Source organism: Micropruina glycogenica, from assembly GCF_900289045.1.
GTDB classification, from domain to species: Bacteria; Actinomycetota; Actinomycetes; order Propionibacteriales; family Propionibacteriaceae; genus Micropruina; species Micropruina glycogenica.
This window is the reverse complement of sequence record NZ_LT985188.1, coordinates 734,105-758,471: the sequence shown is the minus strand read 5'-3', so window position 1 is coordinate 758,471 and position 24,367 is coordinate 734,105. Positions and strand designations below refer to the sequence as shown.

The following is a 24,367-nucleotide window of genomic DNA, read 5'->3' as shown; positions in this document are numbered from 1 at the left end:
CTCGACGGGCTGCGGGTGTGGGTTCAGGTTCGATCTCGCAGGACGGCCCCGGGTCGGGCACCAACGGAGGCCTGACCAAACGTCGCGGCCCCAGCCCCCAGCCGGGCGCTCCGGTGGCGGGAGCGAACCTGGTGGTCGGCGTGCAGGACGTCGACGCCACCTTCGACCGGGGCCTCGAACTGGGCGGCACCGAAGCGCTCGCGCCCGACGACATGCCCGGTGTCGGCCGGCTCGCCTACCTGATCGACCCCGACGGCAACATCTTCGGTTTCATCTCGGCGATCATGTCCGACGGCACCAACGTGATGGGCTGAAACCCGTCCACTGGCGCGAGTTGGGGACGGTTCCTAACTCGCGCCACACGCACCCGACCACCAGATCTAGTGGTCGAGCACCAGGTGGCGCGCAATAGGAACCGTCCCCAGCTCACGCCACGAACAGGCTAGAAACCCAGCCGGTTGAGGTACTTGGCGTTGCGCTGCCAGTCCTTGAGCACCTTCACCTTCAGGTCGAGGTGCACGGGTGTGCCCAGCAGCGCGGCGAGTTGAGCCCTGGCGGCCGTGCCGATTTCGCGCAGCACAGAGCCCTTGTGGCCGATCACGATGCCCTTCTGCGAGTCGCGCTCAACCACGAGTGAGGCGAACACGTCGAGCAGGGGACGATCCTCGGTGCGGCCCTCACGCAGCCCCATCTCGTCGATGGTGACGGTGATCGAATGCGGCAGTTCGTCGCGCACGCGTTCGAGGGCCGCCTCGCGGATCAGCTCGGCGATCAGGGTTTCGGTGGGCTCGTCGGTCGCCTCGCCCTCGGGGTAGTAGGCGGGTCCCTCGGGCAGTTGCGCGATCAGCATGTCGGTGACGAGAGTGACCTGGTCACCGGTCAGCGCTGAGGTTGGCACGATCTCGGCCCAGGTGATGCCGTGGGTCTGCTCCAACGAGGCGATGCGCAGCAGGTGCTCGGCCATGCGTTCGCGACCGACCAGGTCTGACTTGGTGGCCAGCGCCACCAGGGTCGGACGCTTCGGCAGCTTGGCGATCTGCGCCACCAGGTACTCATCGCCCGGGCCGATGCGCTGATCGGACGGCAGGCAGACGCCGATCACGTCGACCTCGGCCCAGGTGGCGTACACCAGATCGTTGAGCCGCTCGCCGAGCAGCGTGCGCGGCCGGTGCAGGCCAGGGGTGTCGATGAGCACCAGTTGGGCCTCAGGTCGGGTGACAATGCCGCGCACGGTGTGCCGGGTGGTCTGCGGCCGCGACGACGCGATGGCCACCTTCTGCCCGACGATGGCGTTGGTCAACGTGGACTTGCCGGCGTTGGGCCGTCCGACGAAGCAGGCGAAACCGGAGCGATGCATCAGCTCGCCCGGTTCGCCGAGTCAGAGGCCAACTGCGCCGCCGCGTCCACACCGGCGTCGGCCGGGTCGGCCTCGGTGTCTTCGACCAGCGACGCCAGCACGGTGAGAATGTTGTTGCGGCGGCCGATGCCGCGCTCGGCCACCAACTGAATGCCCTCCCATTCGACCACCGACCCCGGAATCGGCACCTTGTTCAGCTCTTTGCCCATCAGACCCAGCACGGTGTCGACGTCGTCGTCGTCGACCTTGAGCCCGAACAGCTCGCCCAGGTCATCGACGCTGAGCCGGGCTGAGACCCTGAACCTGCCGGGGCCGATCTCGACCGACGGCGGCACCTCCTGGTCGTACTCGTCGACGATCTCGCCGACGATCTCTTCGAGAATGTCTTCGATGGTGGCCAGCCCCGCTGTGCCGCCGAACTCGTCGACCACGATCACCACGTGCGAGCGGGTGAGCTGCATCTCGCGCAGCAGCTCGTCCACCGGTTTGCTGTCGGGGCAGAAGGTCGGCTTGCGCATCAGCGACTCGACGGTTTCGGTGGCCTGCGCCCGCGGGTTGTCGTACATGCGCCGAATCGCGTCTTTGAGGTAGAGCACGCCGCAGATGTCGTCCAGATCGTCACCGATCACCGGAATGCGGCTGAAGCCCGACCGCAGCGCCAACGAAACCGCTTGTCGCACGGTTTTGGTGCGCTCGATGTAGACCATCTGGGTGCGCGGCACCATGACCTCTTTGACGATCGTGTCACCCAGGTCGAACACCGAATGGATCATCTTGCGTTCGCCGGCCTCGATCATGTCGGACGCCTCGGCGAAGTCGACCAGTTCGCGCAGTTCCGCCTCGGAACTGAACGGCCCGTCGGCGAAACCCTTGCCGGGGGTGAGCGCGTTGCCGATCAGAATCATCACCTGCGGAATCGGACCAAGCACGGCGGTCAGCACAGCCACCGGACGAGCCGCGGCCAACGCGACCGCGTCGACGTTCTGCCGGCCCATGGTGCGGGGGGCCACGCCGAGCAGGATGAACGAGACCAGCACCATGATGCCGACCGAGTACAGCACCCGCTCCCAGGTGGCGGCGAAGCGTCCGAAGATGAACAGCGATACCAGAACGATGGCGACGGTCTCGGCCAGAATGCGCACGAACAGCAGCGTGTTCAGCGTGGGGGCCGGATCCTGGGTGATGTCGACCAGCTTCTGGGCTCCCCCGCGGCCCTCATCAAGTAGGCGCTGGGCCCTGCCCTTCGAAAACGACTGCAACGCGGCCTCGGCGGTGACCACCAGGGCCGCCAACAGCACGCAGGCAGTGGCGACGGCCAACTCGAACCATTCGATGTCGGTCAACAGCTTTGATCACTCGCTTCACTCCAGACGATGGTGGCGATTGTATTGCACACCGCCACCGACCGGGCGAGGCACTTTGGTCGGGCGATCCGGGCGGAGTAGCCTGCGGCCGATGACTCGGGTGCTGACGGTGGTTTCTCGGCTGGGCCGGCGAATCTGGTTTCGCGCCGGCCTGTTCACGCTGGGTGCGCTGCTGCTCGCCCTCGGCGCCGAGTGGCTCGAACCCATGCTGCCGGCCCTGCAGTCGCTCGACATCGGGCAGAACTCGGTGGGCAACCTGCTCACCATCATGGCAAGCTCGATGCTGGCCGTCACCACGTTCTCGCTGACCGCGATGGTGTCGGCGTATTCGTCGGCCAGCTCGGTGGGCACGCCACGCGCCACCCAGTTGCTGATTCAGGACCGCACCTCGCAGGACGCGCTGTCGACCTTTCTGGGCTCGTTCGTGTTCTCGGTGGTCGGCATCGCCGCGTTGTCGACGGGCTACTACGGCGAGGCCGCCCGCACGCTGCTATTCGTCGGCACGCTGATCGTGATCGCGGTTGTGGTGATCACCCTGCTGCACTGGATCGGCTACCTCGCCGATTTCGGCCGCATGGCAGACATCATCGACCGGGTCGAAAAGGCCGCCACCCGCGCCGCCGACGCTTACGCCGAGCAGCCCGCCCTGGGTGGGTTGCCCGGGGTCATCGTGCCCGAGGGGGCGAGGCCGGTGGTCGGCACCGACAGCGGCTTCGTGACGCTGGTCGACACCGCGGCGTTGCAAGGCATCGCCGAAGAGCACGATCTCACGGTGCACGTGCGGCTCTGCCCCGGTTCGGCCGCTCACGTGGGCGAGCCCTTGGCGTACGTCGAGGGCCGGGTCACCGACGACCAGTTGGACGCCGTGCGCCGCGCGTTCGAAATCAACGCCCACCGCACCTACGATCAGGATCCCCGGCTGGGCCTGGTGGCGCTGGCTGAGATCGCGATTCGCGCACTGTCGCCCGCGGTGAACGATCCGGGCACCGCGATCGAGGTGCTGGGAGCGCTCGAGCGGGTGACCTTGGTGCTGTTGGGCAGCGACCCATCCGGCGAGGCGCAGCACCCGCGGGTACACGTGCCGACCGCGACGCTTGCGGACTTTCTCGATGACGGCTTCCGCCCGATCGCCCGCGACGGCGCTGGGCAGGTCGAAGTGGGTATGCGGCTGCAGCGCACGTTGAAGGCTCTCGCCAACTCGGCCACGCCCGACGACGCCGAAACGATCCGGACGGCGGCCGAGCAGGCCCTGGCCCGGGCCAACGCCGCTCTGGACGACGAGGGCGACCCGGCGGCCGTGCGGGCGGCAGCGGGCTGACCGTCCCCCCTTGCCGATGCCCGACCCGATCACAATGCTGCTGGTGGCCGCCGGGGTGCTCACCGGAATCGTCGGGTACGGTGCCGGCCTGGCGTCCCTGGTGACGTTTCCCGCCCTGCTGGCGGCCGGCCATGCCATCACTGACCGCGAACCTGACCAACACGGTGTCGCTGGTCGGCATCAAAGGCGTGTCCCCCTCCACCGCGATGGACGAACGCCGCACCTTAAGGCACTGCTCCGCCCGTGAACGCGTCCAGTCCCGTGGTACGCAGTGCCGAAGATCCGTCCGCGCTCGGCAAGCGTGCCTCGCAGCAACAGCCCGACGGCTCAGAACGGCACACCGCACTGCATGATAACGTTCGCGTAGGGGGAGGCCTCGCCGGTCCGGACGAATAGCACGGCGTCACGCGAGCGCCTCTTGAACTCCTCGTGCGGCATCGTGTCGGGGTCACCGAACAGCCGCGTCACCAGCGCGTGCGTGTCCGGGTTGGCCTGTTCGATCTCCGACGCCACCCAGCACCGCTCGACCACGATCTCAGACGCCAGCGCTTCTAGCACGTCGGCGAAGCGAGGCACGCCGAACACGAGGGCCAGGTCGACCACAGGGACCCCGTCGGGACGCGGCAAGCCGCAGTCACCGACGACCACGAGGTCAGTATGACCGAGCCTCGCGAGCGCGCCTGCCAGTTCGGCGTTCAGAATTCCGCTTTTCTTCATTCCGTGACCTCTTTCCTCACAGCTCGTCTCGACGCGGGTAGGAAGCCTGCGCCCCACGCCGTTGGACTGCAACCGCAGCGACGCGCGTCCCGAGTGCCAGAGCGTGTTCGATGTTTTGACCGGACGCGAGCGCCGCTGCCATGGCGCCCACGAAGGCATCCCCGGCACCCGTGGTGTCCACAGCGGTGACGCGTTCGGCAGGGTGGGTGACCACCGTCCCGTCGGGAAGCACCGCCAGGGAACCTTGTGCGCCGAGCGTGATCACGACGCTGCGGGCGCCCCGGTCGAGCAGTTGGCGTCCGAGTTCGGCCGGTTCGGCCGCGTCAGCGGGCACGCCCACGACCAGCGCGGCCTCCGTCTCATTGACCACCAGGGGGTCACAGGCGGCCAGCACGTCGCCGGGGACGTCGGCGGCGGGGGCCGCGTTCAGGACAAAGCGGACGCCGCGCTCACGGCACTGGGCGGCCATGTACGTCACCGTCTCCAGCGGCACCTCGTGTTGCATGACGACGATGAAAGCCCGCGACCACTCGGCCTCGTGTTCCGCCATCAGGTCCGGGGTCACCCTGCCGTTGGCGCCTGGCGACACGACGATCGAGTTCTCGCCGTCTGGGGTGACGACGATGAGGGCGCACCCGGTCGGGCGGTCGGCGGTCGCCATGCCGGCTGTGCGAACCCCCGCCGATTCCAGCGATCGCCGCAGCAGGTCGCCGTTGCCATCGGCGCCCACGCACCCGACGAACGCAACGTCGGCGCCCAGCAGACCAGCCGCGACCGCCTGGTTGGCGCCCTTGCCACCCGGTGTGATGACGAGGTCGGAACCGATGAGGGTCTCTCCGCCCGCCGGGCGGCGGTCGACCTCAATGACGAGGTCGGCATTGGCCGACCCGATCACCACAATGCTCACAGTGTCTCCTTCGCAAAGCCGGGCGGGCACTGCCCGACTAGGCAGTGCCCGCCCGGGAGGTTGGCTACTTTGCGGAGTCCTTGTCGAGGACGACCACCGGGACGGCAATGGTCTTCTCGACCGTCTCGCCCTTGGCCAGCTTGATGGCAACCTCAACTGCCTGCTTGCCGAGCTCCTCCGGCTGCTGGGCGATCGACGCGTACATCGTTCCCGCCTTGATGGCGGCGATGCCGTCATCGGTGCCGTCGAACCCGACCACCTTCACGGCCTCACCCGCGCGGTTGCCGAGGGCCTGGATGGCGCCGAGCGCCATCTCGTCGTTCTCAGCGAAGATGCCCACCACGTTGGAGTTGGCCTGCATCAGGTTCGTCGTGACGTCGAGGCCCTTCGTGCGGTCGAAGTCGGCCGGCTGCTTCGCGACGACCTTGATCCCTGGGAACTTGGCGATGCCCTCGGTGAACCCCTGGCCCCGCTCACGCGATGCCGTGGTGCCGGCGACACCCTGGAGAACGATCACCTCGCCCTTCTCGCCGATGGCCTTGGCGAGCGCCTCAGCGGCTAGGCGGCCGCCAGCGACGTTGTCGGAGGCCACGAACGCGTTCACATCCGTCCCGGCGACGGCGCGGTCCACGGCGACGACCGGCATCTTGGCGGAGATGAGTGGGGCGACGATCGGGGCGGCCGCGTCCGAGTCGACCGGGTTGATCAGGACAGCGTTGACCTGCTGGGCCTGGAAGTTCTGGATCTGGTTGGCCTGTTGGGTTGCGTCGTCACGGGCGTCGGTGACGAGAAGTTCGGCGCCGGCCGCTGCGGCAGCGTCCTTGGCGCCCTTCTCCAGCGAGACGAAGAAGGGGTTGTTCAATGTCGAGATGGCCATGCCGAGCTTGACCTTGCTGGCCTGGCTCCCCTGGCTGGTTGGAGGGGTTCCTTGGGAGCATCCGGTGAGGAGGAGGGCTCCGGCGGCGACTACCGCAGCGATGCGCGTTCCGAGACGGGACATGGACTGTTTCCTTTCGATGGGTGGGAGCGTCACTTGGACTTGCGACGCAGGGTGTCTGTGAGGACCGCGAGGGCGATCACGATGCCGATGACGACCTGCTGCCAGAACGAGGAGACGTTGAGCAGGTTGAGACCGTTGCGGATGACGGCGAGGACGAGGGCGCCGACGAAGGTCCCGAAGGCCCGGCCGGTACCACCTGCCAGGCTGGCACCACCGATGACGACGGCGGCGATCGCGTCCAGCTCGTAGCCGGCGGCGGCCTGCGGCTGGCCGGAGGCGAGGCGTCCGGCGAGGACGAGGCCTGCCACGGCGGCGAAGGTGGCCGACAGGCCGTAGATGATCAGCTTCTGCCTGCCGACGTTGATTCCGGACAGGCGTGCTGCCTCCTCGTTGCCGCCGATCGCGTACATGCAGCGGCCGACGTAGGTGCGGTTGAGGATGAAGGCCGCCAGGACGCCCAGCACCACCATGATCACCAGTGGGACCGGAAGCCAGCCGCCAAGCGTCGAACCGAAGAAGGCGACCTCGGCCGGTACCTTTACGGGGATGCCGTTGGAGAGCACGAGCGCGAGACCCCTGGCCACCGACAACATGGCCATAGTCGCGATGAAGGCGGGGAGGCGTCCGTAGCTGATGAGGATCCCGTTGACGACGCCTGCGGCCAAGCCGGTTGCGAGTCCGAGCAGGATGGCGATCCAGGCAGGCAGGCCGAGGTTGCTGGCACCGTAGCCGGTTACGATCGCGGAAAGGGCCGCCACCGACCCGACGGACAGGTCGATCCCTGCCGAGACGATCACGAACGTCTGACCGAAGGCGAGGATCGCGACGACGGCCGCCTGCGTGCCCACGTTCGTCAGGTTCTGCGGGGTCAGGAAGACCGGGGAGAGGATGGCCATGGCGATGCCGAGAACGACCAGGGCGCCGAGGGCACCGTTCTGGCCGAGCGTCTCCTTGGCGCGGCTCGACCAAGGCGAGGCGGGTGCGATGTCAGTGGGCACGGGTTGACTCCATTTCTTGGACTGCCAGGGCCATGACGGTGGCCTGCGTCGCTTCTTCGTGACTGAGTTCGCCGACAATGCGGCCTTGGGCCATGACGAGGATCCGATCGCAGATGCCGATCACCTCGGGTAGGTCGGAGGAAGCCATCAGCACTCCGCGTCCGGCCGATGTCATGTCGTTGATGAGGTTGTAGATCTCGACCTTGGCACCTACGTCGACGCCGCGAGTCGGTTCGTCGAGGAGCAGGACGGTCGGGTCGGCTAGGAGCCACTTGCCCATGACGACCTTCTGCTGGTTACCCCCGGAGAGGTTCTTCACGAGTGCCTTCGTGTTGGGCGTCCGGATCCGCAGGCTCTCGACGCCGCGGCGGGCCAACTCGGCGAGCCGGCCGAGGTTCACCACGCCCGCGCGCGTGGCATCACGCAACAGCACCAGTCCCATGTTGTCGGCCACGGACGCCCCGAGTACAAGGCCCTGGTGCTTGCGGTCTTCGGGGACCAGCCCCAAGCCCTGCTCGATGCCTCGCGCGATGCCGCGGCGACGGCTTGGCTTGCCTTTGACCGTGACGGTGCCTGTGTCGAACGCATCGGCGCCGAAGATCGCGCGGAGCACCTCCGTGCGTCCCGCCCCCACGAGCCCGGCCAGGCCGACCACCTCACCGGCGCGCACCTCGAGGTTGATGTCCTCGAACCGGCCCTTCGCGGTGAGCGCCTCCACGGAGAGGAGGACATCGCCGACCTCGCCCCGCGCACGGGGGTACTGCGCATCGATCGAGCGGCCGACCATGAGCCGGACCAGTTCATGGGTGGGCGTCGACGCCGGCACGGTGCTGATCGACTTGCCGTCGCGGAGCACGGTCACCCGGTCTCCGATCCGGCGGATCTCATCGAGGTGGTGCGAGATGAAGACCATCGCCACGCCGCGCGAGCGGAGCTCTTCCATGAGCGCCAGGAGCCGGTCCACCTCGTCATCGGTGAGCGCCGCCGTGGGCTCGTCCATGATCAGGATGCGCGCGTCCAAGCTGAGGGCCTTCGCGATCTCCACGAGCTGCTGGCGCGCCACACCGAGGCTCGACACCGGCGTCCGTGGATCGATCGTCAGCCCAACCTTCGCCATGGCTTGGGCGGCAACACGGTTCATCTCCGACGGCTTGATGATCCCCGCGGACCGGGGCTGCCGGCCGAGCAGAACATTCTCCGCGACGCTCAGCTGGGTGACCAGGTTGAACTCCTGGTGGATAGTGGCAATGCCGAGACGCTCCGCATCCGCGGTGCCGTGCAGCACCACAGGCTTGCCGTCGACCATGATCGTGCCCTCATCGGACTGGTGGACGCCGGCGAGGCACTTGATCAGCGTCGACTTACCGGCGCCGTTCTCGCCGAGCAGCACATGCACTTCCCCGGGGACCAGGTCGAACGAGACGCCGCCGAGGGCGACGACGCCGGGGAAGCGCTTGACGAGTCCCTCGACCTGCAATAGGGGCGGCGCCTGACTCATAGTGTTCCTTTCTGACGGATGTGGTTGGTTCGTGCGTCGTCAGACGCGCCGAGGTTCGGTGGATTCGCGCAGGTGGAGCGTGCACGGGATGCGGACACTCTCAACCGGCTTGCCGGCGATGCGGTCGAGCAGGAGGCCGAAGGCGCGGCGGCCCAACTCGCGGGTCGGTTGCGCGATCGCCGTCACGGACGGGCGCAGCAGCGTGAAGACGTCGAGATCGTCGATCGCCGCCAGGGCCAGGTCACCGGGCAACGGGCTTCCCTCGACCGGGGCGTGCGACAGGGTGTCGAGGACACCGAGCGCCATCCGTCCGTTGGACACCAGCAGGGCCTCGGGCGTGGTCCGCTCGTCGAGCATGCGTCGCGTCTGGGCGCGACCCGAGTCACGCTTGTAGTCACCGACCCACACTCGCTCGGCCGGGAGATCGAGCCCATGCCGGGCCAGGGCTTCACGGACCGCCTCCAGTCGCTGGTGAGCGGTGCCGGCGTACTGCGGACCCGCGAGCACTCCGATGTTCTGGCGCCCGGTCGTGACCAGGTAGTCGACCAGCTGGGATACGGCGTCGGAGGTGTCGGAGGAAACCAGGGGGGCGTGCACCTCACTCGCGGGGCGGTCGAGCAGGACGAGGTGCTGCTCGAGATCCGCGGCCTCGCGGAGCAGCGGGGAGGTCTCAACCGTGGGCACCACGATCAGCCCGTCCACCTGCCGCTCCAGCAGGGTCCGGACGTACAGGTCCTGCTGTTCGGGTCGCTCATCGGCGTTGCCGACGATCATCAGGTAGCCGGCCTCGCGGGCCGCGTCCTCGACCGCCCGGGCCAGTTCGGTGAAGAAGGGGTTGAGCAGGTCGGAGACGACCAGGCCGATCGTCCGGGTGCCCGTGCCACGCAGCGCACGACCCACGGCGTTCGGGCGGAAGCTGTGGTGCGCAGCAGCGGCCAGCACCTTCTCCCGAAGTGCATCCGACACCTGCGGCTGGTTGCTGAGCACACGCGATACGGACGCCACGGAGACCCCGGCGGTCCTGGCCACATCCTTGAGGGTTGCCATGCCCGCGGCCTCCTCTTCGACGCCTGTAATCGTTTGCTGTAATCGTTTACATGGATCGTAGGAGGTGCGTTTGCGCGTGTCAAGAGGAGGGAGAAGAGGCAGGGGAAGATGCGTCCGTACGGCGTTGGCGCGCTTCCGTCGAGGGACACGTGGTGCGAGATTCAACAAGGTGAGCGCTCCCCCGCCGACTTCGAGCTGACGACGGACGAACTGCGCGCGTGTGGGTCCCTCCGGGTGGTGGGCTTTTGGGGGTGGGCGTGTCCTGAGCTGATGGGTGGGCCATCGGCGAGATCTTCGGTGTGTACGGCCAAGCACGCATCGAAAGAGGTTCACCGATGGCCCAGTTCCAGTCTGCTCTGTCCGGGTTACTGACGTCTGTCCACAACGGCGAGGGGGTCGACCTCGTGCGCGAGTCGGTCCGGATGGTGTTGCAGGAGTTGATCGACGCCGAAGCGATCGCCGTGATCGGCGCCGACCCGCTACGAACGCACCCCCGAGCGCACCAACGAACGCAACGGCACCCGCCCCCGGGAGGTGATGACCAAGGGCGGCACCGTCGAAGTGCAGATCCCGAAGCTACGCACCGGCTCGTTCTTCCCATCGGTGCTCGAGTGGCCGCACCATGGTTGCGATCCTGCTCATCCGCGCTCTCCTGATCGGGTTCGTGCTCAGCGGCGTGATCCTCATCACCGGCAGCACCCCCGCCGCCTGCAACCTCGGCGGCCGGGCCGTCTACGTTGACCCCAACTCCGTCCCGGAAGGACCGATCGCCGGCTACGACCACGCGCAGCCGGTCAACGCCGCCCACGTCATGGTGGCTGCACAGAAGCTTGGCCTCACCGTGAGAGACCAGCAGATCGGTGTGATGACCGCGAACAGACCGTGCTCACCGCCGACCTGGGCAACAGTCCGGTGCGGCCGTACGGCCAGATTCTGGCCCACATCATGGACGGCGATCCGCTGCTGTCGGTGCGCGACGACGTGGCAGAGGATCTGTGGCGCATTCTCACCCCGGTGATGAAGGCCTGGGACGACGGCACGGTGCCGATGGACACCTACCGGGCCGGGTCGTCGGGCCCGACGAGCTGGAGGTAAGCGGGCGGGATCTCGGCGTTCGCCGGGATGACGAAGCCCCCGCAGCGACGCACCCACCGTCATCCGGGCGAACGCCTGGATCTCTCCGATCGTCAAGCGATCACTGAAGGTGGCCCGCAAGCACCGACTCCTTCAACCAGCCACGCAGGGCGTCGGCCTGGAAGCGCTGAAAGTCGCGCAGCGTGGGCAGCCCCGGTGGATCGGGACGGCGGCAGGCCGCTTCGAAGAAGCCGAGAATGCCGGCCAGCGTGTCGACGGCGGTGTCGACCCCGATGCCGTGCTGGTCAGCGACGCGGGTGAGCAGAGCATCGATGTCGAGCCCGGGTGCGCCGCTCGAAATGAACTCGATGGCCAGCAGCACCGGGTCGATCCAGGCCGCGCCGAGCATCGCCCACGCCCAGTCGACGATCACCAAGGCCCCGTCTGGACGCTGCATCATGTTGTCGGCCCGCAGGTCGAGGTGAATCAGCGCATCGCCCGCCATGGCCGACAACGCCCGCTCGGCGGCGGCGTTCAGCCACGGCACCCGGTCAACCAGCCACGGGTCGAGGTCTGCACAATCGGTCAGCGCCGGCCAGCAGGTGAACATGCTGCGCCGCGCTGTCTCTGCTCTCACCCACTCGCCGGCCGGTGCCGGAGTGAGCGCCGCGGACAGTACGACAAGGCTGGCCAAAGCCGCATCGGCGGCTTCGGAAGTCCACGGCAAAGGGGCCTGCCGACCGTCCACATGTTCGAGCAGCAGAGCGACCCAGCCGTCGTCGCCCTGATCGTGCACATCGATCAGGGCCGCTATCGGCAGCCCTGACGGCATCGAAGCCAGTGCCTTGGCCTCGGCTCGTAACAGGGCCGGTGTGTCGGGGTTGAGGCCCGGGTGAACCGCCTTGAGAAACCCGGCCGCACCCCCGGCGGTGAACAAGGCTTCGGCCACGCCGGGCGAGAAACCACCCTGAACTGCAACGGTGCGCACGACCCGACCGCCCACGGTGTGCTCGACCCAGCCGCGGACGTCGTCGGGAAGTTCGGCGAACGTCGGCCGCCGGCGCTCGGCCATCAGCGCCGTGCGGCCTTCCAGCCGGCGATGATGCGGTCGTTCAGGTCGAACATGACCTTCTTCTCATCAGGCTCTGCGTGGTCGTGGCCCAGCAGGTGCAGCAGGCCGTGAATCAGTAGATAGTCGGCCTCCTCGTCGGGGGTGCGGTTCGATTCGGCCGCCTGGGCCGCGGTGACCGTCGGGCACAGCACGATGTCGCCCAGCATGCCCAAGGGTGGCTCTTCGCCGTCGCGGGGCGGGCGCAGCTCGTCCATCGGAAAGCTGAGCACGTCGGTGGGGCCGGGCTCGTCCATGTACTTCTCGTGGTAGGCGGCCATGGTGGGCTCGTCGACCAGCAGCACCGACAGTTCGGCCTGGGGGTGAATGCGCAGGGCGTCCAGAGCGAACAGGGCCAGGGCCACCAGGCGCTGCTCGTCGACGGGCACGCCGGACTCGTTGTTGACCTCGACGCTCATGTCAGTGCTTTCGTTCGGTGGACTCGAACCGGTCGTAGGCGGCCACGATGCGGCCGACCAGCTTGTGCCGCACCACGTCGTGGTTGGTCAGCCGGCAGAAGGCGATGTCGTCGACCCCGTCGAGAATGCCCTCGACCATGCGCAGGCCCGAGCGCGTGCCGGTGGGCAGGTCGACCTGGGTGACGTCGCCGGTGACCACGATCTTCGAGCCGAAGCCCAGCCGGGTGAGGAACATCTTCATCTGTTCCATCGAGGTGTTCTGCGCCTCGTCGAGAATGATGAACGCGTCGTTCAGCGAGCGGCCACGCATGTAAGCCAGGGGCGCCACCTCGATGGTGCCGGCGGTCAGCAGGCGGGGCACCGAGTCGGGGTCGACCATGTCGTGCAGCGCGTCGTACAGCGGCCGCAGGTATGGGTCGATCTTGTCGGTGAGCGTGCCGGGCAGAAAGCCGAGCCGCTCGCCCGCCTCGATCGCCGGCCGGGTGAGAATGATGCGGTTGACCTCTTTGGCCTGCAACGCCTGCACGGCCTTGGCCATGGCCAGGTAGGTCTTGCCGGTGCCGGCCGGGCCGATGCCGAAGACCACGGTGTGGGCGTCGATGGCGTCGACGTAGCGCTTCTGGTTGAGCGTCTTGGGCCTGATGGTGCGGCCCCGGCTGCTGAGAATGTTCTGGGTGAGCACCTCGGCCGGCCGCAGGGTTTCGGCCGACTGTGCGGTCATGCCGACCACCCGCTCGACGGCGTCGGCGGTGAGGCCCTGGCCGGTGCGCACGATGGTGACCAGTTCGGTGAGCACCTCAGCGGCCACCGTGACGTCGGTGGGCTCGCCGGTGAAGGTGAACTCGTTGCCACGCACGTGCACGTCGGCGGCCAGGTCGCGCTCGAGAATGCGCAGAAACTCGTCCCGCGGGCCCAGCACGTTGACCATGTCGACCGACGCGGGAACCGTGAGCCGGCGCACACCCGTGGGCGTGTTCACGTCACTGTCGGCTTTGGGCAATGCTCCTCCTTGAAGTTGACTCACGCATGCTACTCCGCGGCACCGACAGGTCGCGGTGCCGACCCGGCGGGACGAAAACCGTTGCCGGCATCGCTGCCCGGTGCCGGCTCCGCGGTCTGGTGCCGTGAAATAGCCCGGCATCAGATACGGATCCTGGCGGTAGACACAGATGCCGGCATCGGTTTCGGTCGCTGACTTGGCCACCGCCCCGCCGCTGCCCGATGCTGAGCGCATGTGCACGCGGCCGACCCTGTCCGTCGCCGAGGCGACCGAGCGGGCGGCTGAACTCGCCCGTGACGGACGACGCCGCCTGCTCGGTCTGGTGGGGCCGCCCGGGGCGGGCAAGTCCACCCTGTCGGCGGCCCTGCAGGCCCGGCTCGGCGAGTCGATGGTCGTGGTCGGCATGGACGGCTTTCACCTGGCCAACACCGAGTTGCTGCGGCTGGGCCGCCGCGACCGCAAGGGAGCACCCGACACCTTCGACGTCGACGGCTACGTGACGTTGCTGGCCAGGCTGCGCGGCCAATCGTCCGCGCTGTACGCGCCGCGGTTCGACCGCGACCTGGAGGAATCGATCGGCAGCGCAGTGCTGGTCGAGCCGTCGGTGCCGCTGGTGGTCACCGAAGGCAACTACCTGCTGTACGACCGGTTCGGCTGGGGTGCCGTGCAGGGGGTGCTCGACGAGGTGTGGTATCTGCAACTCGATGACGCCGAGCGGCGCCGTCGGCTGGTGCAGCGCCGGCTCGGCCACGGCGACACCCGCGAACACGCCGAGTTCTGGGTACGTGAGGTCGACGAGCCGAACGCCCGGCTGGTGGCCGCCACGGCTCACGCGGCCGACGCGGTGGTGCTGCTCGACTGAACGGCGGGGCCGCGATCGTCGACGAACGCGGCCAGCACCACGATTGCCAGGCCACTCACCACGATCACGCTCAACGCGGCCCGCAGCCCCAGCAGTTCGGCCAGGCCGCCGATCAGCGGCGGGCCGAGCAGAAAGGCCGGCCACTCCCCCAGGTTGATCAGGGCCACCGCCCTGGCCGTCGCGAGGTCGGGTTGATTGCCGGCCAGGGTCATCACGGTGGGCACGATGCAGCCGCTGCCCAGGCCGAGGCAGGCGAAGCCGATCAGTGCCGCCGGCACCGTACCCACCAGCAGGCCGGTGCCGAGGCCGATGGCGGCCACGCCGGCCGACAGTTGCAGAAACCGGCGCCGTCCGAGCCGTCCGACGATGCGGTCGCCGACCAGCCGCGCGGCGGCGATGGCCAGCGAGTAGCACACCAGGGTGAGCGAGCCGAGCGCGATGCTCCCGCCGAGCACCACGGTGTATTGGGCGCTCCACTGGGCGGCGGCGCCCTCGTTGATCGACGTCAACAGGCACATGGCAGCGAGAATCAGCAGTTGCGGCGTCCACGAGGCCCCGGACGGCTCGGGCGCGGCCGGTGCTTCGTCGACGGGTGTGGAGGCAGCCACGCGGTGCGTGTCGGGCAGGCTGCGCGCGGTGGCGACGAAGAGCGCAGCGAGCAGCAGACACGACGCCGCCAACTGCAGGGCGGGGGCCAGGTTCACCAGGCCGGCCAGCACCCCGAGCAAACCGCCGGCGAACTGACCGCCGCTGAACCAGGCGTGAAACGACGACAGAAGGCTGCGGCCGTAGCCACGCTCGACCTCGACCGCAAGGGCGTTCATCGGCCCGAACAGCAGCCCCACCGCCACGCCCATCACCAACAGGGTGGCCACCATCACCAGGGTGCTGGGTGACGCGGCGGCCAGCGGGGCGATCATCAGCAGGGCCGCCGCGCCCCAGCGGGCCGGCAGCCGGGCACCGGTGCGCGTGATCACACCCTGTAGCACCAGCAGCGCCAGCAGCGTGCCCACCGGCATGCCCAGCACGATGAGACCCCACGCGCCGTCACCGACGCCGAGTTGAGCCCGCACGGACGGAATGCGGCCCTGCCAACCGCCCATCACCGTGCCCGCGAGTATGAACAGCACCGAAACGGCGACCCGCTGCCGTTGCAACGATGCGTCGGTCACGGCAGGGCACCTCGCTCGGGTGGGTGAACGGCCCGATGAGGGCCGTCGTTCAGGCTATCGCCCGTGCCGATCGTCCAAGGAATCGCTGATTCTCATCAGTCGAGCGTGTCGAGACCTCGTCCGGCTTGGGGGTTTCGACAAACTCCACCAGCGCGCGGGTTCGTTGATCAGCGATCCGTCCGGTGCGGCAGCTCAGCGGTGCGCGGAGATCCCGGCGTCCGCCGGGATGACGGTGAGCCGTTGGTCGAGCTTGTCGAGACCGCGCACGCCATCGAATCGCACGGTTGAAGCGGAGCGGCGGCGCCCCCGTCAGGTCGTGGTCGGGCGTTTGCGCACTGCGAGTCGCTGGCCGAACAGTCCAGCAAGGGCGGCACAGGGGCGTCGCCGCTGCGCGGCACCAGGCGCACCGACCGAAGCTCCCGACCGTCGAACAGGGCGCCGCCGCTACCGGCACCAGAGTCGGGATGGCGCGGCCTTACTGCTCCTGGGTCAGGTCCTGCTCGTTGGTGGCGCGGTCGGTCTCGGAGTAGTCGCTGTCGGCCTCGCCCGAATCGCCCCCAGGAGGGCCGTCGTGCAGCATCTGCTGGGCCTTCTCGTCTGACACCGGGCCGCTCACCTTCGACTCGCCGAAGCCGGACGAGATGTCGCCGCCGGCCTGTGGATCATTGGTCATCGCAGTTCCCTTCGTTGGGCGTTGTCGGCCACGCTAGCCCGCCCCCGCCGAAACCGACAGCATCGAGAAGACTCAACCACCCCTTCGGGCGAACCGGTCGATGGCGGCCACCAACTCGGCGGCGATGGCCGGCTCGGTGACGGAATGGCCGGCCAGTACCAGCCGCAAATCCGCTTCCGGCCAGGCCTGATGCAAATCCCACGCGGTGACGGCCGGGCACGGCAGATCGTAGCGGCCCTGCACGATCACCGCCGGAATGTGCCGAATGCGGTCGACCTCGGCGATCAGCTGACCCTCACGCAACCAGCCGGCGTTCACGAAGTAGTGGTTCTCAATGCGGGCGAACGCCAGCGCGAAGGCCGGGTCGCTGAACTCGTCCACCATCGCCTGATCGAACTCCAGCGTGGACGTGGCGGCCTCCCAGGTCGCCCAGGCCACACCGGCCGGCCCGTGCACCGCCGGGTCGGGGTCGAACAGCAGCTCGTGGTAGGCGGCGATGCGGTCGAAGCCCGCCGGCAGGTCGCCGAAGCGGGCCCGCAGCGGTGCCTCGAACCGGTGCCAGTACTGCGGCGCCAGGTTGCCCGCGCCGCCGTTGTAGTACCAGTCGAGTTCGCTGCGGCGCAGGGTGAAGATGCCGCGCAGCACCAGCTCGGTGACCGCCTCGGGGTGCCGCTGCGCGTAGGCCAGGGCGAGCGTGCTGCCCCACGAACCGCCGAACACCTGCCACCGTTCGATGCCGCGGTCGACCCGCAGCCGTTCGAGGTCGGCCACCAGGTGCCAGGTGGTGTTGGTCGACAGGTCGGCGCCGCGTCGGCTGGCGTGCGGCGCGCTGAGTCCGCAACCCCGCTGGTCGACCAGCACGATGCGGTAGACGGACGGGTCGAAGAACCGCCGGTACACCGGCGCGCAGCCACCACCCGGGCCGCCGTGCAGAAACACCACCGGCTTGCCGTCGGGGTTGCCGCACTGCTGCCAGAACAGCGACTGGCCGTCGCCGACGTCGAGGTGCCCGGTTCGATGCGGTTCGATCGGCGGGTACAGCACCCCGGCCAGCCGATCAGTCGTCGTCGTCATCGTCCTCATAGTCGTCGATGATGTGCATCGCGGCCTCTTCGGCGCTGGCCGCGCCGCCCGAAATGCCCACCTCATAGCCGATGCTCTCGGCCTCATGGTCGAAGTCGCCGTAGCCGCCGTCGGCGTCGACCAGGCGTCCGGCCCGGTGGTTGCCCACCTGACGGTTGTCGTCGCCGTCGTCACGCCACTTGACCCGCTCGGGGGCGACGTCGGGCTCTTCTTGGGCGATGCGCTGCTCAAGCGTCTCGCCGTGCCGCATCTCGGCCCGGGTGTTGCCGAAACTCTGCGCGGGCGACCACTTCTCGGGCGCCACGTACCCCTCGTCGAGCACGTCGGCGACGCCACGGTCGATGAGTGTTTCGTCGGCCTGCAACTGGTCGAGCTGCTCGGATTCGTCGGGCATCGTCGGGTCGTACTCGGTCATGTTCCTAGCCTGCCATCTAGGCATCGCGCAGGCGAGAACAGCGGCAAACACGACCCGCAAATCTGCCTAATGCGGACTTTCGGGCGGCCCGATCACCCGTCGCCGCACCCGTTGCCAGAGGGTCTCTTGGGGCGGCTCGCCCATGGACGGCTGGTTGGGCGGCGGCTGGGGTGTCGGAGGCACCCAGAGCTGCGGAACCGGGCCGTTGAGCGGCGCACCGCAGCGGGCACACCGAGGGGCCGCCAGGCTTTGCTGCAGGCCGCAGGCAGCACAGGACGGGGCGGTCATACACCCAGTCTTGCGCGGCCGGCGGTGGTAGTCACGGGGAGGATTCCCCGGTGGCCTCGACGAGCTCGACCGGTCGGGCCAGGTCTCAAGGCATCGACCGGGCCGATACCACCACGTAACTGCCTTTGTGACACGTGACTGCCTGCAGGCGGGCAGCTACGTGTCACAAAGGCAGCTACGTGAGTCTGGACCGCATCGACGGCCGTCCGCTGCCCAGGATCGACGCACGCAACTGACCGCCGATTGAGCTGATGATGAGATCCCGGCGTTCGCCGGGATGACGGTGAACGACGCCAGCGCAAGCATGAAGCGGAGCGAGGGCGGCCCGGTCAGGGCGTGGTCGGGCGTGTGCGCACAGCGAGGCGCTAGCCGAGCAGTCTCGGAAGGGCGGCACAGGGGCGGCACCGCTCCGCGGCTACCGACTCGACGCGAACGCTGCCCCAGACTGGAGATCCGGCGTCCGCCGGGATGACCCAAGGGCGAGATTCACGCAGCGGTGAAGGTGAGAACCTTGGAGTCGGGCGCGGTCAGGGTGAGGGTGTCGCCCTCGATCGAATAGCCGGTCGCGGCGTCGAGAATGGCCAGCACGGAGGTCTCTTGCTTGCCCTCGGCCTCGTTCGTGCACGCCATCTTCGTAGAGGCGAGCGGACCCACCTCGATCGTGGCGTCCTTGACGGTGACCGGGCCGCGGAAGGTGTTGCAGGCCTTGCCGCTCACCGCCGTTTCGGTGAAGGTCATCGTCACGCTGGTGCCGGCCACCGGCGACACCGCGGTGTCACCGCTGACGATGCCCGACAGCGTCCAGGCGGTGCCGACCAGCGGCTTGTCGGGTGTGTCCGGCGCCTTGGCCAGGGTGAGCGCCACTGCGCCCGTAGCGGTCACCAACTCGACCCCGTCACCATTGCCACGCACGGCCTTGACCTCACCGAGCGCCGTGTTGAACGCCCCCTCTTGCTTCATCACCGCATCGTCAGCGCAGGCCATCTGAGTTTGTGCGGCAAGGCCGATGGTGAGCGTGCTGCCCGATTGCTTGAACTCGGCCCCGTATTGGTTGCAACTCGCGTTGCCACCGACCCGACCGTCGGCGAACGTCATGGTGGGCTGCTTGGCCGCGATGGTGGGGCTGCCCTTGATGTGGGTGACCACCCACGAGGTGCCCGCGAGTGCGGGAGCGCTGGGCGAGGGCGTGGGTGACGCCCCCGGCGAACCACTTGACGCACAGCCGGCGAACAGCAGCAGTACGGCAAGGGCAACGGCCCATCGTTCGCGCATCGAAAGCCTCCATCGGATCGCGTGCAAGAATCGTAGGAAGCCACCCTCAATCGCGCGGACGACGCACCACGAGAGAGGCCAGATTCAACCGGGCCAACGGACGCCTCCACCACGGCAGGTCGCTCAGCATCGCCTTGCGCGCCTCACCCACCCCGGCCCAGTAATCGCTGACCCGCTGCTCGTCGATCTCACCGGCACCGAAGACGGCGGCGTTCGCCTGCAGCGCGAGGCCCTGCACGTCGTCGCGGCCCAGCAGCGCACCCTGCTCGAGCCGGGTGGCCCCCGGGGGCAGCGGACGTCCGAGGTCGCGGGCCGTGTCCAACACCTCGTGCCAGCCGCCGGCGATGCGGCTGGACGGCGCCCCAATCGTGCGGCGACGCCGCGCCCGCAACGCCTTCAGCCCGAGAATGGTGCCGACGATCAACCCCAGCACCAGCAGCGGCGGGCCGACCCAGCGCGCGATCGCCCAGAACCAGCGCCAGAACAGATCGGACGCCGGCAGCTCGGCCCGCGCCGAGGCCGGGTCGGTGTCTTGCATCTCTTGATAGGTGCCCGGAGGCGGCACCGGGTTGGGCGGCGGAACGTTTTGAATCGACTCCTGCTCGTTGTTCTGCCGCTGGTTCGGGTCGGGCTGCTTGCTGCGGTCGGGGGTGAACACCGAGGTCGGCACCGTCACCCAGCCGTGGCCCTGCACCGACAGCTCCACCCAGGCCTGCACGTTCTTGCCGCGCACCTCGCCGCCGGCTGGCACCTCGGCACCGAACACCACCCGGCTCGGGTAACCGAGCCGGCTGGCGATCAACGCGAACACGGCGGCGTACTGTTCGTCGCTGCCCACGAACTGCTGGCCGGTGACGAACTGGTTCAGCCGGTATTGGCCGTGCCCGGGCAGATATTGTTCCTCGCCGGCCCGGGTGCCGTCGCTCCAGGCCCCCTGCTTCAGCGCCTGCGCCACGAACGCCAGCTGGGCCCACTGGTCGGCGTCGCCCGAGGCCAGCCGCTGCGTGGTCGAGGCCAGAAAGGCCGAGGTGGCGTCGTCCTGCCGGTCGCCGTCGCCGGGCCCGGGTGCGTCGGTGATGGTGGCGTACTGCGGCAGCGGAGCCGACGCCACGCCCAGCACGTCACCGGCACGCAGCCGGTCGGGCACGAAGCCCTGATCGGTGGTCAGGTTGAAGCGGTAGTTGTCGCGATGCTCCTGCGCGGCCTCGCCCTCGAAACCGATGGACGCCACCTCGCCCAGGCTGGGCACCCAGGCGTTCAGGGACGAGCTGCCGGCGTAATCGGGCAGCACCCGCACGTGCGCGTCGACGACGCCGGCGAGCGGCGGGTTGGGCACCCGCGCCCCGAGCCGCTGAAAACCGCTGCCCTCGACCGACGCCTCACCCAGCCCGCTCCAGGCCGCACCCGACCACCGGTCGAGCACGGCGAAGCGCAGCAGGCTGCCGGGCGCGACGCCGTCCACCTGCAGCAACGGTCTGTCCCAGTAGAGCTTCAGGTCTTGGCCCGAAAAGGTGCGAAACCCGACCAGCGGCGTCGGGTACTGCCGCACGTCGATGGGCGGCTCCAGTTGCGAGCGCAGCACGGTTCGGCTGGTGTCGGTGCCGGGCAGCAACGGGGCCAGCAGCGCGCCGCCGAGCAGGGCCGCGGCCACCATGCCGGCACCCAGCGCCACCTGCACCCGGCCCGGACGACCCGAGCCCAGCACCGTACGCCGGCGCGGAAAGCGGACGGCGAGCCAGCCGATCGTGAGCCCCGCCAGGCCGAGGCCCTGGGCGACGAGCAGCGGTGCGTCCAGCGTGCCCAGCGCGATCACCAGCACGAACAGCACCACCGGAATCACCAGCGCCGGCCAGGCCGCCCGCGTGCGCCGGGCCACGCACAACCCACCGGCGCCGGCCAGCAGGGCCAGCACCAGCGGCAGCGCCAGAAACTCGCCGTCGCCGTCGACGGGTGCCAGCGTGGTCAGAAACTCCATCCAGCCCGTTACCAGCGAGGTGCCCAGCGAGGTCAGCGAGGCACCGGTGGGCAGAAACCCCCGCAGGGTGAGCCGACCCACCGCGAGGGGCCCGCCGAGCAGAAAGTAGGCCACCCCGGCGATGCCCAACGCCGCCGCCCACGGCCAGCGGAACACGTTCGACGCGTGCCCGGTCAACATTCCGACCAGCAGTCCGACGACGGCGACCACCGCGAACGTCAGGTCGTCGAACCCGGTGACGAAACCCGCCAGAGCCAGGGCGCACAGCGCGAACAGAAAACCCGCGTCGACCAGATCGGACGTGTTGGGCCGCAGCAGCCGCAGCTGTGCGGTCAGGGTGCGTCCGGTGGGGGTGCCCGGCTCGGCCTGGGCGTGAATCACCCTCATTGCACGATCACCCCCGGCAGGACGCGCGGCAGGTCGTTCAGGGTGGCGACGGTGAGCACGGTCATGCCGGAGGCCTGCCGCAGCGCCATCGTGCCGCCCCGTTCGGATGTGATCGCGAACGTGTGCACCTCGGGCGCCAGATGGGCCCGGGCGTGCGCGTAGGTCTGAAATCCGGCGTTCGAGCCCGACACCAGAATCGCGACGCTGGCGTCGGGGGCGAGGTGGTTCAGCCGTCCGGTCGATTCGGCCAGGGTGCAGGCCGCGAAGTCGGCGCGTGAGAACGTGTCGAGGGCCAGGGACGGTGCCGGTTTGGTGGCCGCGTGGTCGCCGCAGACGATGGTGAGGTCCATCTCGTCGGCGAGGGCCCGCACCGCGATCGAGGCACCTACCGAGATGGCCAGCTCGAACTCGGCCGCGTCGGCGTAGGCCGTTTCGTCGGCGTCCACCACCACCGCGATGTGCGAGCGCCTGGTGTCGAGAAACTGCTTGACCAGAAAGGTGCCGGCGCCGCGGGCCGAGCTGACCTTGGCCGAACTGCGCCAGTGAATGTAGCGCCGGTCGTCACCCGGCGAGTATTCGCGCAGGGTGTGAAAGGCGAGGTCGCTCATCGACATGTCCTGGGTGGTGTGGCCCTCCAGGTCGCGCAGCAGGCCCGAGCCGAGCGGCTCGAGTGGCACCCGGCGCGGGTGCACGAAGAGTTCCAGGCGTTCGGTCCAGGTGACCTCGCGGCGCACCATGCCGAACGGGTCGCCGCGCTGAGTGACCACGGGCCCGAGTTCGATCACGCCGCGCTGCTGGGTGGGAATGATCACCACCTCGTCGTGGCTGGCGTCGGCGGCCAGCGCCGGCAGCGTGAAGCGGCCCACCGCGGTGCCCACCGGAAACTCCAGCCCGATCGGCAGCGCGGGAGTGCGGGCCAGGTTGGTCACCCGCACCCGGGCCGCCGACGACTCCCCCACCGTCACCCGCACCGGGTCGGCCTCGAGGTCGACGGCCAGGTTCATGCGTCCGATGGTGAACGCGCAGGCGACGGCGAAGCCCACCAGCAGTACGGCTGCCGTGAGTGCCAGCTCACCCCACCCGAACAACCCGGCCAGCAGCCAGCAGAAGGCGGCCAGGGCGAGCACCGTCCAGCCGAAGCCGGTGACGGCGGCCAGCACCCGGCGGCAGGCGTCCACGCCGGGCTGCAGCAGCTCACGGACGGGTTGGAGCCGCTGGTTGAGCCTGTGGAACTTCGGTCGCTGGTTGAGCTTGTCGAAACCCGGTCGCTGGTTGCGCTTGTCGAAACCCGGTCTCGACACGCTCGACCCACGGAACAAGCTCGACCAGCGCAACCTCGACCAACGGAACGGCTTCGGCACCCGCGCGGGCGTCGGCTCACCGTCGGGCGGCGGAAGCTCCGACGGTTGGGGCCGTACGCGGGTGTTCTCGGTCATGGCGCAGGTGGGCTCAGACGGTGCGGTCGGCGGGTACCGAAACTGCGGCCACCAGGTCGTCGATGACCTGCTCGACGGTGACGCCCGAGAACTGCGCCTCGGCGTTCAGGATCAGCCGGTGGCTCATCACCGGCACGGCCAGGTCTTTGACGTCATCGGGAATCACGAACGCGCGGCCCTTGCTGATCGCCCAGGTCTTGGCAGCGCGCACGTAGGCCAGGCAGCCGCGCATCGACAGCCCCAGCTTCACCCGCGGGTGCCGCCGCGACTCTTCGGCCAGACGGCTGATGTAGGCCAGGATCGACGGCTCGACGTGCACGTCGCCGGCGAAGTTCGACATCTGCGCCACCGCGTGCGCGGCGATCACCGGGTTGACCTGCGCCGAACGGTCTCGGTTGGCCGCCTGCGCCATCAGCTCGACGGCCACGTCGTGGTCGGGGTAGCCGATCGAGCTCTTCATCAGAAACCGGTCGAGCTGGGCCTCGGGCAACCGATACGTGCCGGCCTGTTCGATCGGGTTCTGGGTGGCGATCACCATGAACGGCCGGCCCACCGTGTGGCGAATGCCGTCGACGGTGACCTTCGACTCTTCCATCACCTCCAGCAGCGCCGACTGGGTTTTGGGCGAGGCCCGGTTGATCTCGTCGGCCAGCACCACGGTGGCGAAGATCGGGCCTTTGTGAAACTCGAAGGTCTGCTTGTGCTGGTCGTACACGGTGACGCCGATCACGTCCGACGGCAACAGGTCGGGCGTGAACTGAATGCGGCTGTTGGTGCCCTGCACGGTGTTGGCGATCGCCTTCGCCAGCTGGGTCTTACCGGTGCCAGGGTTGTCTTCGAGCAGCAGATGGCCCTCGCTGAGCATGCAGGTGAGCGCCAGCCTGATGATCTCGCCCTTGCCGCGAATCGCCAGCTCGACGTTGGCGACCAACTGCTCAAAGGTGGCGTTGAACCAGGTGGCCTGGTCGTCGGTGATACTCATCGGGTCTTCCTGTGG

At 68.7% G+C, this 24,367-nt stretch carries 23 protein-coding genes and 1 pseudogene; 5 read left to right on the top strand and 19 right to left on the bottom strand.

The annotated features are described in order from the left end of the window. Positions 1–17: 17 nt before the first annotated feature. Positions 18–314, top strand: a complete 297-nt coding sequence (locus MPLG2_RS03495; RefSeq protein ID WP_197710067.1) for a VOC family protein — start codon at positions 18–20, stop codon at positions 312–314. Between the two features lie 128 nt (positions 315–442). On the opposite strand, the gene era is transcribed toward MPLG2_RS03495, so the two are convergent. Together era and MPLG2_RS03485 are read right to left on the bottom strand one after the other, a co-directional pair. Then, a complete protein-coding gene (gene era, locus MPLG2_RS03490) occupies positions 443–1,357 on the bottom strand; it encodes a GTPase Era (RefSeq protein ID WP_105184944.1) in 915 nt (304 codons plus the stop codon). Then, positions 1,357–2,700, bottom strand: coding sequence for a hemolysin family protein (locus MPLG2_RS03485; protein WP_105184943.1), 1,344 nt, complete (start codon positions 2,698–2,700; stop codon positions 1,357–1,359). Before MPLG2_RS03485 ends, era begins: the two co-directional genes overlap by 1 nt. Before the next feature lie 112 nt (positions 2,701–2,812). Between MPLG2_RS03485 and MPLG2_RS03480 the strand changes: the two genes are divergently transcribed. Further along, entirely contained in the window at positions 2,813–4,039 is a 1,227-nt protein-coding gene (locus MPLG2_RS03480) for a DUF2254 domain-containing protein (protein WP_158680835.1), read from the top strand. Positions 4,040–4,366: 327 nt separating this feature from the next. Here the strand turns inward: MPLG2_RS03480 and rbsD are convergent, their stop codons facing one another. The 6 genes from rbsD to MPLG2_RS03445 all read right to left on the bottom strand — a co-directional run bounded on the left by rbsD (position 4,367) and on the right by MPLG2_RS03445 (position 10,206). Beyond that, entirely contained in the window at positions 4,367–4,756 is a 390-nt protein-coding gene (gene rbsD / locus MPLG2_RS03470) for a D-ribose pyranase (protein ID WP_105184940.1), read from the bottom strand. Positions 4,757–4,772: 16 nt separating this feature from the next. Then, positions 4,773–5,663 (bottom strand): ribokinase, encoded by an 891-nt coding sequence (gene rbsK, locus MPLG2_RS03465; RefSeq protein ID WP_197710066.1) that lies wholly within the window; start codon positions 5,661–5,663, stop codon positions 4,773–4,775. Positions 5,664–5,727: 64 nt separating this feature from the next. Then, positions 5,728–6,663: a substrate-binding domain-containing protein gene (locus MPLG2_RS03460; RefSeq protein ID WP_105184939.1), complete on the bottom strand. Its 936-nt coding sequence runs from the start codon at positions 6,661–6,663 to the stop codon at positions 5,728–5,730. 29 nt (positions 6,664–6,692) lie between these two features. Then, positions 6,693–7,559, bottom strand: coding sequence for an ABC transporter permease (locus tag MPLG2_RS03455; RefSeq protein ID WP_105187440.1), 867 nt, complete (start codon positions 7,557–7,559; stop codon positions 6,693–6,695). Between the two features lie 91 nt (positions 7,560–7,650). After that, on the bottom strand, positions 7,651–9,159 hold the full coding sequence (locus MPLG2_RS03450; RefSeq protein ID WP_105184938.1) for a sugar ABC transporter ATP-binding protein: 1,509 nt from the start codon (positions 9,157–9,159) through the stop codon (positions 7,651–7,653). Positions 9,160–9,198: 39 nt separating this feature from the next. Continuing rightward, a complete protein-coding gene (locus tag MPLG2_RS03445; RefSeq protein WP_105184937.1) occupies positions 9,199–10,206 on the bottom strand; it encodes a LacI family DNA-binding transcriptional regulator in 1,008 nt (335 codons plus the stop codon). A 335-nt stretch (positions 10,207–10,541) separates the two neighbouring features. Here MPLG2_RS03445 and MPLG2_RS19240 point away from each other — a divergent pair. Next, a pseudogene (locus MPLG2_RS19240) lies at positions 10,542–10,818 on the top strand (transposase); the annotation flags it as partial. 270 nt (positions 10,819–11,088) lie between these two features. Continuing rightward, complete coding sequence (locus tag MPLG2_RS03435; RefSeq protein WP_197710065.1) at positions 11,089–11,301, top strand: hypothetical protein; 213 nt, start codon at positions 11,089–11,091, stop codon at positions 11,299–11,301. A 100-nt stretch (positions 11,302–11,401) separates the two neighbouring features. Here MPLG2_RS03435 and MPLG2_RS03430 read toward each other — a convergent pair whose 3' ends face one another. From MPLG2_RS03430 to MPLG2_RS03420, 3 genes are read right to left on the bottom strand one after another with little or no spacing between them, the layout of a single operon-like run. Beyond that, positions 11,402–12,352: a phosphotransferase family protein gene (locus MPLG2_RS03430; RefSeq protein ID WP_105184935.1), complete on the bottom strand. Its 951-nt coding sequence runs from the start codon at positions 12,350–12,352 to the stop codon at positions 11,402–11,404. Continuing rightward, a complete protein-coding gene (ybeY, locus tag MPLG2_RS03425) occupies positions 12,352–12,807 on the bottom strand; it encodes an rRNA maturation RNase YbeY (RefSeq protein ID WP_105184934.1) in 456 nt (151 codons plus the stop codon). The genes MPLG2_RS03430 and ybeY overlap by 1 nt, the downstream gene beginning before the upstream one ends. A 1-nt stretch (position 12,808) precedes the next feature. Further along, the gene (locus MPLG2_RS03420) at positions 12,809–13,735 is read right to left on the bottom strand and encodes a PhoH family protein (RefSeq protein WP_105187438.1); all 927 of its coding nucleotides are present in this window, start codon (positions 13,733–13,735) and stop codon (positions 12,809–12,811) included. Between the two features lie 304 nt (positions 13,736–14,039). Between MPLG2_RS03420 and MPLG2_RS03415 the strand changes: the two genes are divergently transcribed. Next, positions 14,040–14,669 (top strand): nucleoside/nucleotide kinase family protein, encoded by a 630-nt coding sequence (locus MPLG2_RS03415; protein WP_173909592.1) that lies wholly within the window; start codon positions 14,040–14,042, stop codon positions 14,667–14,669. Here MPLG2_RS03415 and MPLG2_RS03410 read toward each other — a convergent pair. The 8 genes from MPLG2_RS03410 to MPLG2_RS03375 form a co-directional block, all read right to left on the bottom strand. Further along, positions 14,636–15,841 carry an MFS transporter gene (locus MPLG2_RS03410; protein WP_105184933.1) on the bottom strand — a complete coding sequence of 402 codons (1,206 nt, stop codon included), beginning with the start codon at positions 15,839–15,841 and terminating at the stop codon, positions 14,636–14,638. The genes MPLG2_RS03415 and MPLG2_RS03410 overlap by 34 nt on opposite strands. Before the next feature lie 475 nt (positions 15,842–16,316). After that, positions 16,317–16,514 (bottom strand): hypothetical protein, encoded by a 198-nt coding sequence (locus MPLG2_RS03405; RefSeq protein WP_105184932.1) that lies wholly within the window; start codon positions 16,512–16,514, stop codon positions 16,317–16,319. A 72-nt stretch (positions 16,515–16,586) separates the two neighbouring features. Then, entirely contained in the window at positions 16,587–17,588 is a 1,002-nt protein-coding gene (gene pip / locus MPLG2_RS03400) for a prolyl aminopeptidase (RefSeq protein ID WP_231935769.1), read from the bottom strand. Next, positions 17,572–18,012 carry a DUF5709 domain-containing protein gene (locus MPLG2_RS03395; RefSeq protein WP_105184930.1) on the bottom strand — a complete coding sequence of 147 codons (441 nt, stop codon included), beginning with the start codon at positions 18,010–18,012 and terminating at the stop codon, positions 17,572–17,574. Before MPLG2_RS03395 ends, pip begins: the two co-directional genes overlap by 17 nt. A 774-nt stretch (positions 18,013–18,786) precedes the next feature. Beyond that, positions 18,787–19,572, bottom strand: a complete 786-nt coding sequence (locus MPLG2_RS03390) for an META domain-containing protein (RefSeq protein ID WP_105184929.1) — start codon at positions 19,570–19,572, stop codon at positions 18,787–18,789. A gap of 46 nt (positions 19,573–19,618) precedes the next feature. Beyond that, complete coding sequence (locus tag MPLG2_RS03385; protein ID WP_105184928.1) at positions 19,619–21,934, bottom strand: transglutaminase-like domain-containing protein; 2,316 nt, start codon at positions 21,932–21,934, stop codon at positions 19,619–19,621. Beyond that, positions 21,931–23,235 (bottom strand): DUF58 domain-containing protein, encoded by a 1,305-nt coding sequence (locus MPLG2_RS03380; protein WP_158680834.1) that lies wholly within the window; start codon positions 23,233–23,235, stop codon positions 21,931–21,933. Before MPLG2_RS03380 ends, MPLG2_RS03385 begins: the two co-directional genes overlap by 4 nt. A 148-nt stretch (positions 23,236–23,383) precedes the next feature. Next, a complete protein-coding gene (locus MPLG2_RS03375) occupies positions 23,384–24,352 on the bottom strand; it encodes an AAA family ATPase (protein WP_105184926.1) in 969 nt (322 codons plus the stop codon). Between the last annotated feature and the right edge of the window lie 15 nt (positions 24,353–24,367).

What these genes read in the sequence shown, in the direction of transcription:
- era (WP_105184944.1), bottom strand. Translation starts at nt 1,357, where the DNA reads ATGCATCGCTCCGGTTTCGCCTGCTTCGTCGGACGGCCCAACGCCGGC.
- MPLG2_RS03480 (WP_158680835.1), top strand. Translation starts at nt 2,813, where the DNA reads ATGACTCGGGTGCTGACGGTGGTTTCTCGGCTGGGCCGGCGAATCTGG.
- rbsD (WP_105184940.1), bottom strand. Translation starts at nt 4,756, where the DNA reads ATGAAGAAAAGCGGAATTCTGAACGCCGAACTGGCAGGCGCGCTCGCG.
- MPLG2_RS03460 (WP_105184939.1), bottom strand. Translation starts at nt 6,663, where the DNA reads ATGTCCCGTCTCGGAACGCGCATCGCTGCGGTAGTCGCCGCCGGAGCC.
- MPLG2_RS03455 (WP_105187440.1), bottom strand. Translation starts at nt 7,559, where the DNA reads ATGGCCATCCTCTCCCCGGTCTTCCTGACCCCGCAGAACCTGACGAAC.
- MPLG2_RS03450 (WP_105184938.1), bottom strand. Translation starts at nt 9,159, where the DNA reads ATGAGTCAGGCGCCGCCCCTATTGCAGGTCGAGGGACTCGTCAAGCGC.
- MPLG2_RS03445 (WP_105184937.1), bottom strand. Translation starts at nt 10,206, where the DNA reads ATGGCAACCCTCAAGGATGTGGCCAGGACCGCCGGGGTCTCCGTGGCG.
- MPLG2_RS03430 (WP_105184935.1), bottom strand. Translation starts at nt 12,352, where the DNA reads ATGGCCGAGCGCCGGCGGCCGACGTTCGCCGAACTTCCCGACGACGTC.
- ybeY (WP_105184934.1), bottom strand. Translation starts at nt 12,807, where the DNA reads ATGAGCGTCGAGGTCAACAACGAGTCCGGCGTGCCCGTCGACGAGCAG.
- MPLG2_RS03420 (WP_105187438.1), bottom strand. Translation starts at nt 13,735, where the DNA reads ATGGTCAACGTGCTGGGCCCGCGGGACGAGTTTCTGCGCATTCTCGAG.
- MPLG2_RS03415 (WP_173909592.1), top strand. Translation starts at nt 14,040, where the DNA reads ATGTGCACGCGGCCGACCCTGTCCGTCGCCGAGGCGACCGAGCGGGCG.
- MPLG2_RS03405 (WP_105184932.1), bottom strand. Translation starts at nt 16,514, where the DNA reads ATGACCAATGATCCACAGGCCGGCGGCGACATCTCGTCCGGCTTCGGC.
- pip (WP_231935769.1), bottom strand. Translation starts at nt 17,588, where the DNA reads ATGACGACGACGACTGATCGGCTGGCCGGGGTGCTGTACCCGCCGATC.
- MPLG2_RS03395 (WP_105184930.1), bottom strand. Translation starts at nt 18,012, where the DNA reads ATGACCGAGTACGACCCGACGATGCCCGACGAATCCGAGCAGCTCGAC.
- MPLG2_RS03390 (WP_105184929.1), bottom strand. Translation starts at nt 19,572, where the DNA reads ATGCGCGAACGATGGGCCGTTGCCCTTGCCGTACTGCTGCTGTTCGCC.
- MPLG2_RS03385 (WP_105184928.1), bottom strand. Translation starts at nt 21,934, where the DNA reads ATGAGGGTGATTCACGCCCAGGCCGAGCCGGGCACCCCCACCGGACGC.
- MPLG2_RS03375 (WP_105184926.1), bottom strand. Translation starts at nt 24,352, where the DNA reads ATGAGTATCACCGACGACCAGGCCACCTGGTTCAACGCCACCTTTGAG.